The 9,412-nt window shown below is 43.4% G+C and carries 13 protein-coding genes; 10 read left to right on the top strand and 3 right to left on the bottom strand.

What is annotated here, in order from left to right; all coding sequences use genetic code 11:
* The 4 genes from B2575_RS09460 to B2575_RS09445 all read left to right on the top strand — a co-directional run.
* Nucleotides 1–414, top strand: a 414-nt coding sequence (locus B2575_RS09460) for a M48 family metallopeptidase (RefSeq protein ID WP_296241596.1), incomplete at its 5' end; no start/stop codon positions are given.
* A gap of 352 nt (nucleotides 415–766) precedes the next feature.
* Nucleotides 767–1,090, top strand: a complete 324-nt coding sequence (locus tag B2575_RS09455; protein ID WP_055124744.1) for a BolA family protein — start codon at nucleotides 767–769, stop codon at nucleotides 1,088–1,090.
* Nucleotides 1,091–1,182: 92 nt separating this feature from the next.
* Nucleotides 1,183–1,542: a SirB2 family protein gene (locus B2575_RS09450; RefSeq protein ID WP_296241595.1), complete on the top strand. Its 360-nt coding sequence runs from the start codon at nucleotides 1,183–1,185 to the stop codon at nucleotides 1,540–1,542.
* Nucleotides 1,543–1,689: 147 nt separating this feature from the next.
* Nucleotides 1,690–2,091, top strand: a complete 402-nt coding sequence (locus B2575_RS09445) for a hypothetical protein (RefSeq protein WP_296241594.1) — start codon at nucleotides 1,690–1,692, stop codon at nucleotides 2,089–2,091.
* Between the two features lie 162 nt (nucleotides 2,092–2,253).
* Here B2575_RS09445 and trxC read toward each other — a convergent pair whose 3' ends face one another.
* The 3 genes from trxC to B2575_RS09430 form a co-directional block, all read right to left on the bottom strand.
* Nucleotides 2,254–2,691: a thioredoxin TrxC gene (gene trxC / locus B2575_RS09440; RefSeq protein WP_296241593.1), complete on the bottom strand. Its 438-nt coding sequence runs from the start codon at nucleotides 2,689–2,691 to the stop codon at nucleotides 2,254–2,256.
* Nucleotides 2,692–2,788: 97 nt separating this feature from the next.
* Entirely contained in the window at nucleotides 2,789–2,971 is a 183-nt protein-coding gene (locus tag B2575_RS09435; RefSeq protein WP_045444095.1) for a YgaP family membrane protein, read from the bottom strand.
* A gap of 170 nt (nucleotides 2,972–3,141) precedes the next feature.
* Nucleotides 3,142–4,014 carry an MBL fold metallo-hydrolase gene (locus B2575_RS09430; protein ID WP_055124748.1) on the bottom strand — a complete coding sequence of 291 codons (873 nt, stop codon included), beginning with the start codon at nucleotides 4,012–4,014 and terminating at the stop codon, nucleotides 3,142–3,144.
* A 279-nt stretch (nucleotides 4,015–4,293) separates the two neighbouring features.
* Between B2575_RS09430 and B2575_RS09425 the strand changes: the two genes are divergently transcribed.
* The 6 genes from B2575_RS09425 to B2575_RS09400 all read left to right on the top strand — a co-directional run.
* Nucleotides 4,294–4,662: an ArsR/SmtB family transcription factor gene (locus B2575_RS09425; protein ID WP_319020723.1), complete on the top strand. Its 369-nt coding sequence runs from the start codon at nucleotides 4,294–4,296 to the stop codon at nucleotides 4,660–4,662.
* 238 nt (nucleotides 4,663–4,900) lie between these two features.
* Nucleotides 4,901–6,610 (top strand): SulP family inorganic anion transporter, encoded by a 1,710-nt coding sequence (locus tag B2575_RS09420; protein WP_296241592.1) that lies wholly within the window; start codon nucleotides 4,901–4,903, stop codon nucleotides 6,608–6,610.
* A 216-nt stretch (nucleotides 6,611–6,826) separates the two neighbouring features.
* Entirely contained in the window at nucleotides 6,827–7,153 is a 327-nt protein-coding gene (locus tag B2575_RS09415) for a beta-lactamase hydrolase domain-containing protein (RefSeq protein WP_060491797.1), read from the top strand.
* 81 nt (nucleotides 7,154–7,234) lie between these two features.
* Nucleotides 7,235–7,567 (top strand): TIGR01244 family sulfur transferase, encoded by a 333-nt coding sequence (locus tag B2575_RS09410; RefSeq protein ID WP_296241591.1) that lies wholly within the window; start codon nucleotides 7,235–7,237, stop codon nucleotides 7,565–7,567.
* Nucleotides 7,568–7,717: 150 nt separating this feature from the next.
* The gene (locus tag B2575_RS09405; RefSeq protein WP_296241590.1) at nucleotides 7,718–8,467 is read left to right on the top strand and encodes a glutathione S-transferase family protein; all 750 of its coding nucleotides are present in this window, start codon (nucleotides 7,718–7,720) and stop codon (nucleotides 8,465–8,467) included.
* 58 nt (nucleotides 8,468–8,525) lie between these two features.
* Nucleotides 8,526–9,412, top strand: an 887-nt coding sequence (locus tag B2575_RS09400) for an IS256 family transposase (protein ID WP_296241589.1), incomplete at its 3' end; no start/stop codon positions are given.

Raw genomic sequence — 9,412 nt, 5'->3', positions numbered from 1 at the left:
GATGACGAGATTGCGGCTATTATGGGTCATGAGATGTCACATGCGCTGCGTGAGCACTCACGTGAGCGCCTATCGCGTCAGTATGCGACGCAGACTGGTATCGGCGTGGCTGCTAGCATCTTTGGACTGTCACAAGGTCAGGCTGAGCTAGCCAACGTCGCTGGGGATTTGGGACTGAGCCGTCCGCATAGTCGCACACAAGAAGCTGAAGCCGATCAGATTGGTCTAGAGTTAATGGCACGTGCTGGCTATAATCCGCAAGCAGCGGTTACCTTATGGCAAAAAATGCAAAGCGCGAGCCAAGGTGAGCCACCGCAGTTCTTAAGCACTCACCCGACCAGCAGCAATCGTATTGCTCAATTGCAATCGTTAATGCCTAAAGTGATGCCGCTTTATCAAAAAGCGCGTCGCTAACGAGATTGTTAGATTTCATGCTTTGAGTAAATGGTTGTTACTTATAAAAGCAGAGTACAGGTTATCAATTGTGCTCTGCTTTTTTATGCTGATAGCTAACAGGTACCGCTACTTGCCATGACTGGCTATTATTTATCGTCATTAAAGACAGTATGTTAAAAAGAATATCTTTCATTGCTATATTTTTTAAAAACAGAATAGCTCAGAAGTGTAATCGCTTACAGGCACACGCAACTTAATAGCAGGCTTTACCGCTAATAGCGTCTGCTATAATGGGCATTATTTGCAATTCACAAATTGCTAAGTATGATACCGCCAAGTACTATTAGGCAAAATATATGGAAAGATTATTATGAGTAAAACACCGACTGCTGATGCGCTCAATGCTGAGCTACAAGCGTTGCAGCCGCAACATATAGAATTGTTGAATGAATCAATGAATCATTCTGGTTATTTTGATGGTAAAGAAAGCCATTTTAAACTTACGATTGTTAGTGATGCTTTTGAAGGCAAAAGATTAGTCGCACGGCATCAGCTTGTATATGGACTGGCAAACTCCTTATTAACCTCGCAAGGCGGTCAAATTCATGCTTTAGCGATTCATGCTTACACCCCAATAGAATGGCAAGGTCAAAGCCCTGATAGTCCGTTATGTGCTGGACAAAACAAGGGCTAATAACGAACTATTGCGAAGGTAGTATTTTCCATACCATAATTACATGTAACCAGTAAGCGCTGAAACTGCACCTTTAAAGGAAATAATATCTCATGAAACATCTACATATGCTCATGGCTGTATTGCTCATTGCCCTGTTTCTATATCAGAGCTATTTGGTATTAAGCTCAAACAAGCAAGCGCCACGCGTGGTCAAAATCTCTTCGCACATTTTCTATGCCCTCATTATTGTGTCAGGGGCAGTCATGCTAATGCAGCTGATGAGTGCCAATGCACCCATACAATGGGTATTTGCAAAAGTAATCTTACTCGTTGCGGCTATCAGTGCCAGTATCAAAGCGTTTAATAATAACGCCACATCTAGCCAAAGAAAAACCGGTATTCTTATTGCTGGAGCGGCATATGTGGGCATTGTGGTACTAGCCTTTGCTAAACCTGGTAACTTATTTTAATAAACATATAACATTTTGATTGCACAAATACTTATATTACCAGCATTGAAAATATTTAATAAGTGCTATATTTTCAATATCTTAATCCAATTATTTTTGCTATCTTACATAAATACAATCGCCTTAACCTAGCCTAATGGAGCCACTATGAAAACTCTTACTGCAGCGACACTACTGGCGACAGCTGGCATTTTTGGTCTCTCAGGCTGTGCCTCAACGGGCAATGTCACGCCACAATATGTGGCACCAAGCACGTATCAAAGTTATGATTGCCAAGCCCTTAGTCAAGAATATACCCGCGTCAATCGCTATGTCGACGCGGCGCGCAACGAGCAATCAACTTTATCCGCCTCAGGTGTCGGGGTTGGGGTTTCTGCGGGACGTTGGGGCATCTCCCCTAATATCAGTTTTGGCGTGGGCAAAAGCAACAATACCAAGGCGCGCGATGCAAAATTATCACGGCTCTATGGCGAGCGTGATGCCATCATTCAATCCGCCCGCATTCAGCGTTGTAGCTTTGCCAATGGTGTTAAGATTTATGGCGAGTAATGCGTGATAGGTTATGTTTAATAGATTACATTTAATAAGTTAAGTTTGATAAGTGAGGTTTAACTGCTCAACTCTTCGATGACTTTAGATAGTATTTATTATGAAAAAAGCCAGCATGCAATAAGCATACTGGCTTTTTTCATAATCATAATTCGTTAAAACTCAAGAACGTAAGCTTTGTACCCACTGAACAATTTGATCGCTAGGTAAAGCACCTGACTGCCGTGCTATCTCTCTACCATTTTTAAAAGCCACCATGGTTGGCAAACTGCGAATATTATAAGGTGCCGCCGCTTGCTCATATTTATCGGTTTGTATTTTGGCAAACACTACTTGTGGCAGTTGAGCCGCTGCGGCTTTGAACTGCGGTGCCATCATGAGACACGGCTGACACCAACTCGCCCAAAAATCAACGATGGTCAAGACCTCATTTTTTTGAATGACTTTACGAACCGTTTGAGCGTTTAGTTCATGAGGACTCCCCGTTAATAACGGCTGACCACATTTGCCGCAATTTGGCGCAGCACTAAGTTTGGCTGCTGGTATGCGGTTGGTTGACTGACAATGTGGGCAGACCAGATGAGAGTTTTGCTCACTCATTATAAGACTCCTATGCAAGTAGCATGGGTATTGGTCAATTAAAGTATCCAATACCCATGCCTGATTATGTATTTATGACAATAAATTTAGCGACTGTTTAACGCTTGCAGGTATTCATCCCAAGCATTTTATACAAAGGACAAAAGCGGAAGAGTCCTGTGAGTAAAGGCACTAAGCCAATCACGCCCCACCAGCTTTGAAAATACAAACCCAAGCCGATAATCACGACACCCGCGATAATACGTAGTAAACGCTCAGTACTGCCGATATTAATTTCCATGGTTCAATCCTTAAGTGTGAAGGCTTAATGGTAGAGGGGTAATATAGCCATGTGTTTACGGTAAAGACTAGCATTATGATGGCTTGCTTATACTCGTATTGTGCTTACGTAACGTGATGCATGTTTATAATGTTTGCTTCTTCTGATGTCTACTTATCCTGATATCTGTCTTATTGCCCAAGTACATTAATCGGTACTTTTAGATAACGGGTACCATTGTCTTCTGGCTCTGGGAAATGACCTGCATCGATGTTTACTTGTACCGATGGAATAATGAGACGCGGCATATCAAGAGTGGCATCGCGGCGCTCACGCATTTGCACAAACTCTGCTTCATTGATACCATCTTTGACATGAATATTGCCCAGTTTTTGTGCAGCGACAGTCGTGGTTGGACAGTGCTGACGACCCTTGCTTGGATAATCATGGCACAGATATATTATCGTATCTTCAGGGAGCGCAAGGAGCTTCTTGATTGAGTGGTACAGCGTCTTGGCATCCCCACCTGGAAAGTCACAGCGAGCCGTCCCGACATCAGGAGCAAATAAAGTATCACCAACAAAGACCACGGTCTTTTCATCATCAGTAGCAATATAGGCCATATCTGCCGGCGTATGACCCGGTACATACATGACCGTAATAGTAATATTGCCAAGCGCCAAAGTATCGCCCTCATCCGTTAGAATATCGAACTGGCTGGCATCGGTGCGAAAGCTGGTATCAAAGTTGAATATTTGCTTAAATATTTTTTGCACTTCGGTGATATGTTGACCGATTACCAACTGCCCGCCAAGTGTGTCTTTGACATGTATCGCGGCGGATATATGGTCAGCATGCGCATGAGTCTCTATGATGTAAACCAGCTCCCAACCATGCTCTCGGACGAACCCTATCACCTCATCGACGCTAGTAGTACTCGTGCGCCCTGACTTAGCATCAAAATCCAACACAGGATCAATGATGGCACAGACTTGTTGTTGAACGTCCGCGAGTACGTGAGTATAAGTTTCTGTGTCGCTATGTAAGAATGAATGAACTTGCATGGCTACCTCTTTGCTTTTAGATGAATATTTTATTTTTTGATAAATTGTTCAGTATAATATGCGCCAGCTTCAGCTTATCGTATTGACCGCCACATATTTATCAACGATGCATACCAATATAACAACGATTTAACATTTTATCAATTTATATAATGTAAATAATGATAACTTGCTATCCGTCGCAATATCATTGATAATTAATCTTATCTTAGCTATTAATCCTAAATTTTTTATTATGTCTTATATAAGGAGCTTGCTCTGACTACTTCTACTTCAGCATTGAGCACCTCGACTACTAGCATTGATGATGCGTCATCTAGCGTAGCAGACTTTGCACCTAAAGACCTTGCTGAGCAAATGCAGCAGGCGTCCATGCAAGCCAGCCAACTATTAAAGTCGCTTTCACATCCGGATCGCTTATTACTCTTATGTCAGTTGACTCAAGGAGAGTATTGCGTCAGCGAGCTTGAAAGCTTAGTCGGTGTTGGTCAGCCAAGCTTGTCACAGCAGCTTGGTATTCTACGCAAAGATGCGTTGGTGACGACCCGCCGCGAAGGCAAGCAAATTTATTATAGTATTGCCAGCGACGATGCCTTGGCGGTGTTACATTTATTGTATGAACGCTTTTGTGCCAAAACTGACAGCTAGTTTATTGGCTTGAGTTTTTAGCATCCCTTGTTAGCGTCATTTTTCAGCATAACTTTATAAATTTAGCGCTTGGCTGTATTTAACCTTTTCTTTTATTCAATTTTTTCTACTATAGTCGGTTCAATATAGTTTAGATACAAGGAAGGCAAGCGAAAGTACTACCAATAGTAGACTAAGCGAGCCTGACACCGTATCTGATTTATATAGGATTGACTATATATTGTGATGACATATTGCTATGCCTTCTATCACCGCTCGTCTGATTCCTGCTTGGTTGCGTCAATACCAGCTATCTGCCCTGCCAACTGACGTTGTTGCTGGGTTGGTGGTCGGGGTGCTCGTCATTCCACAAAGCTTAGGTTATGCGGTATTGGCAGGATTGCCACCCGTCTATGGACTCTACGCGGCCATCGTTCCCGTGCTGGTCTATGCATGGATAGGCTCGAGTAATGTGCAAGCAGTAGGGCCTGTCGCTATTACTGCGATTATGACAGCCAGCAGCCTACATCCTTATGCTACAGAGGGTACTCAGCAGTATATATTGATGGCAAGTTTGCTGTCATTGATGGTTGGTACAATGTTATGGCTAGCAGGGCGGCTCAAGCTTGGCTGGATTATGCAGTTTATCAGTCGCGGCGTTTCAGCAGGCTTTATCAGTGGTGCAGCCGTATTGATTTTTGTCAGTCAGCTTAAATATCTGACTGCGATTCCGATTGCGGGAAATAACTTAATCGGTTATCTATCAAGCATGCAAATGTATGCACGCCAGCTACATCCGCTAACCTTAGTTATTGGCGTCATTGCTTTTGCACTGTTGGTGGCCAATCGCTACGGTAGCAAATGGGTATGGAAATCTTGGTTATCAGCGTCTTATGCCAAATGGGCTGAGCGACTGTTTCCGCTTATTTTGCTCGGTATTGCGATTGTTTTGAGCATCAGCTTACACTGGACTACGAACGGCGTGGCCACGATTGGGAGTATTCCACAAGGCTTACCAACCTTTACCCTGCCCTATGTACCAGACTTCGATGAGGCGCTGAATCTATTACCTAGCGCAGGTTTGATGGCATTAATTATCTTTGTCTCTAGCAGCTCCGTCGCCAGCAACTATGCACGCCTGCGCGGTGAGGCTTTTAACGCCAATAGTGAGCTGACTGGACTGGGACTTGCCAATATGGCGGGTGGCTTTTTTCAAGGCTTTACTGTCGCTGGTGGCTTTTCGCGCACCGCTATCAATGCCGACTCAGGTGCCAAAACACCAGTTGCAAGTTTAGTAACTGTGCTGGTCATGATTGCTGCTTTAATCGCTTTTGGCAATGTACTCGCACCACTGCCCTACGCTTTATTGGGCGCAACCATCATGGCATCGATCATCGGTCTCATTGATATGGCAACCTTGAAATCGGCATGGCAACGCGACCGTCTAGATGCGGCCAGCTTTTTGGCGGCATTCATCGGCGTATTGATATTTGGATTAAATACAGGCTTGGTGATTGGTTTGATGGTGTCGTTTGCTAGCCTCATTTGGCAATCGAGTAAACCGCACGTCGCCGTTGTTGGTCAGCTAGCTGGCACAGGGCATTTTCGCAATATAAACCGTCACGATGTAGTGACATTTAGCAATTTACTAATGCTGCGTATCGATGAGAGCTTATTTTTTGGCAATAGTGAATCCGTCCATCGTAGGGTCATACAAGCCACTCAGCAATATCCAGAAGCGCATGAGGTCATACTCATCATGTCAGCAGTCAATCACATTGACCTGACCGGACAAGAGATGCTGATCAGTCTTAATCAAGAGCTGTTGAACCAAAACAAACATTTAAACTTTAGCTTTATTAAAGGGCCAGTAATGGACATCATCGAGCATACTCCGGTCATTACTACCCTCTCAGGTCAAGTGTATTTAAGCACGATGGATGCGGTAAATGCGCTAAAGGATGTCTGATCGGTCTGTGAGCGATATGTTGCTTAATCAAGCATAATTATTATTGTCTGTGACAAAATATAGATATGATAAAAGCTGTGTTATGCTAAATTGGTATAAGCCCTTAAAAAATACAGCCTTTAGAAGAGATACCTAAAGTACAGCCTTTATAAAATGGCGCTTAGCTACAATACTATACCTCCAAACGTCTTTTAATATACGCGATCGAAGCTACTTATGACCGATAATTTAACCATTTATAAGCAAATTTATCCAAGCCAATGCACCAAGATTGCTGAGCTTGGCTACCGCTCCGTGCTCAATATTCGTCCTGATGCCGAGACAGAAACGCAGCCCAATAGCGGCGACTTTACCAGTGCGACGGCAAAAGCCAACCTTACTTATCATCATTTACCGTTTGATGATGAGCGTTTGAGCATGGCGACTGTCGAGCAGTTTGCGGCGTTTTATCGCTCGATGCCTAAACCGATATTGATGTTTTGCGGAACCGGTGCACGTGCTAAATTGTTGTATCAAAGCGCATTGATGCAAGGTTTGTTGTAAAAAACCGCTATACCTTATTGAAATATTTTAATCCAAGCGCAAAAGTTTCGTTTTTACGCTAAAAAATAAAAAGGAGCTCTTATGAGCCATCAACTTAGTATTACCGGACAAATCACCCCTGATCAAGTACCTATGATTGCTGAAAATGGTTTTAAAACCATTATCAACAACCGTCCAGATGGTGAAGAGCCGAACCAACCGACCAGCGCTGAGATTGAGGCCGCTGCTAAAAAAGCAGGTCTTGCTTATAAAGAAGTGTCTTTCGCTGGTAGTGAGCTTAATCAAAACCATGTCGAAGAATTTGCTGATTTCTTTAATCAAGCTGAACAGCCAATGCTGATCTTTTGCCGTACTGGCAACCGCTCAACAGGTATTTATGAAGCGGCAAAGCGTATGGATTTATTAGACGATTGATAGTGATTCAAATATAATTACTACTGCTGAAAAAGCGCCCGTCCAAATTTTGGATGGGCGTTTTTTATTGAAATTACTGAACTATAGACTGGTTAATTTTTAATATTGAGCACATAATAAAATACTACTTATACAGCTCACTAGGATTTTATGATGCAAAAACCGCTACTCATCATCGGCAATAAAAACTATTCGTCATGGTCATTACGAGCTTGGCTATTACTCAAAGCTTTTAATATTGATTTTGATGAGCAACTGATTGAGCTGTTTCATCCATCCGCGACAGCCATTCTCGATGAGCATGCGCCAACAGGCAAAGTGCCAGTTTTAGTCTATGGTCAAGATGATGAAAAAGTCACGGTCTGGGATACTTTAGCGATTACCATTCATGCCAATGACTATCTGACAGAATTAGATCTTTGGACAGGATTGAAGAAGTCTGATACTGATGCTAAGAGTGATACTAGCACCAGAATAAATAGCGCCTATGGCCAAAGTATCGTCGCTGAGATGCACTCAGGTTTAACAGGCATTCGTAGTGAGATGCCGATGAATATTCGAGCGACGGCGAAGATACAACCAAGTAACGCCTGCTTAAATGATATCGCTCGTATAGAAGAGATTTTTGCGGATTGTTTAAAAAATCGCGCAACAGACAGCTACTTGTTTGGCTCATTTACGGCTGCCGATGCTTTTTTCGCACCAGTAGTGCTACGTTTGCAAACGTATGCTGATGCCTCTGACATAGTATTGAAGCCAACGACCAAACAGTATTGTGAGACTATGTTAAACAACCTTCATATACAAGCTTGGATCAATTCAGCGTTAAAAGAGACACGTGTAATCAAAGAAGATGAAGCAGGTGAGATACTGTCGGTGGTTGGGGTGTTGGCTGATTAGAAGAGCCTTTCCTAAAAACTGTGTAACAGCTTATAATCCACTAACCGGAGAATAAGCAATGACTACTCAATCTGACATTAAAAAACTGGCCGAGCAAATGGCTGGTAGCATGAAAAGCTTTGATGACATCAAAGACTTTCAGAAGGAGCTCATGCAGTCGTTTATCGACAATGCCTTAGAGGCTGAGATGGAAGATCATCTCGGCTACCCCAAACATGAAAAGGCGGATAAGCCTAACAAGCGCAACGGACACACTAAAAAGACAGTCCGCAGTGACACAGGCGATCTTGAGATATCCACCCCAAGAGACCGTCATAGTGACTTTGAGCCTGTACTCGTTAGTAAGCATCAAACCCGTATCTCAGGTCTCGATGATAAAATCATATTCCTTTACGCCAAGGGTCAAACCACCACCGAGATTGTAGAGAGCATTAAAGAGCTCTACGATGTCGACATCTCAAGCTCTCTTGTCTCAAGAGTCACCGATAACATATTAGAGGACATCACCGCTTGGCAGAACCGGCCGCTGAGCAGTGTTTATCCTATCGTCTATTTAGACTGCATTGTTGTTAAAGTACGTCAAGACAAGCAGATCATCAACAAGGCTATCTATCTGGCGCTAGGCGTGGGGCTTGACGGTAAAAAAGAGCTGCTTGGCATGTGGCTCTCAGAGAATAAGGGGGCTAAGTTCTGGCTAGGGGTTCTCACTGAACTACAAAACCGAGGGGTACAAGATATCCTCATTGCCTGTGTCGATGGCTTAAAGGGCTTCCCTGATGCCATTAACACCGTCTATCCAAAGGCACAGGTTCAGCTGTGTATCGTACACATGGTGCGCTATTCAATGAAGTTTGTGCCATGGACGGATAAGAAGGCCGTAGCGGCTGATTTAAAGGCAATTTATGGTGCTGATACGCTTGAGATAGCAGAGGCCAATCTCGAGCA

It is taken from the genome of Psychrobacter sp. UBA6739 (assembly GCF_002453835.1).
Lineage (GTDB): Bacteria > Pseudomonadota > Gammaproteobacteria > Pseudomonadales > Moraxellaceae > Psychrobacter > Psychrobacter immobilis_A.
Note: the sequence above shows the minus strand (reverse complement) of the source record. Positions and strands in the feature narration are given on the sequence as shown.

Bases quoted from the DNA above. Each gene is read 5' to 3' on its own strand.
- B2575_RS09455 (WP_055124744.1), top strand. From the start codon at position 767: ATGAGTAAAACACCGACTGCTGATGCGCTCAATGCTGAGCTACAAGCG.
- B2575_RS09450 (WP_296241595.1), top strand. From the start codon at position 1,183: ATGAAACATCTACATATGCTCATGGCTGTATTGCTCATTGCCCTGTTT.
- B2575_RS09445 (WP_296241594.1), top strand. From the start codon at position 1,690: ATGAAAACTCTTACTGCAGCGACACTACTGGCGACAGCTGGCATTTTT.
- trxC (WP_296241593.1), bottom strand. From the start codon at position 2,691: ATGAGTGAGCAAAACTCTCATCTGGTCTGCCCACATTGTCAGTCAACC.
- B2575_RS09435 (WP_045444095.1), bottom strand. From the start codon at position 2,971: ATGGAAATTAATATCGGCAGTACTGAGCGTTTACTACGTATTATCGCG.
- B2575_RS09430 (WP_055124748.1), bottom strand. From the start codon at position 4,014: ATGCAAGTTCATTCATTCTTACATAGCGACACAGAAACTTATACTCAC.
- B2575_RS09420 (WP_296241592.1), top strand. From the start codon at position 4,901: ATGCCTTCTATCACCGCTCGTCTGATTCCTGCTTGGTTGCGTCAATAC.
- B2575_RS09415 (WP_060491797.1), top strand. From the start codon at position 6,827: ATGACCGATAATTTAACCATTTATAAGCAAATTTATCCAAGCCAATGC.
- B2575_RS09410 (WP_296241591.1), top strand. From the start codon at position 7,235: ATGAGCCATCAACTTAGTATTACCGGACAAATCACCCCTGATCAAGTA.
- B2575_RS09405 (WP_296241590.1), top strand. From the start codon at position 7,718: ATGATGCAAAAACCGCTACTCATCATCGGCAATAAAAACTATTCGTCA.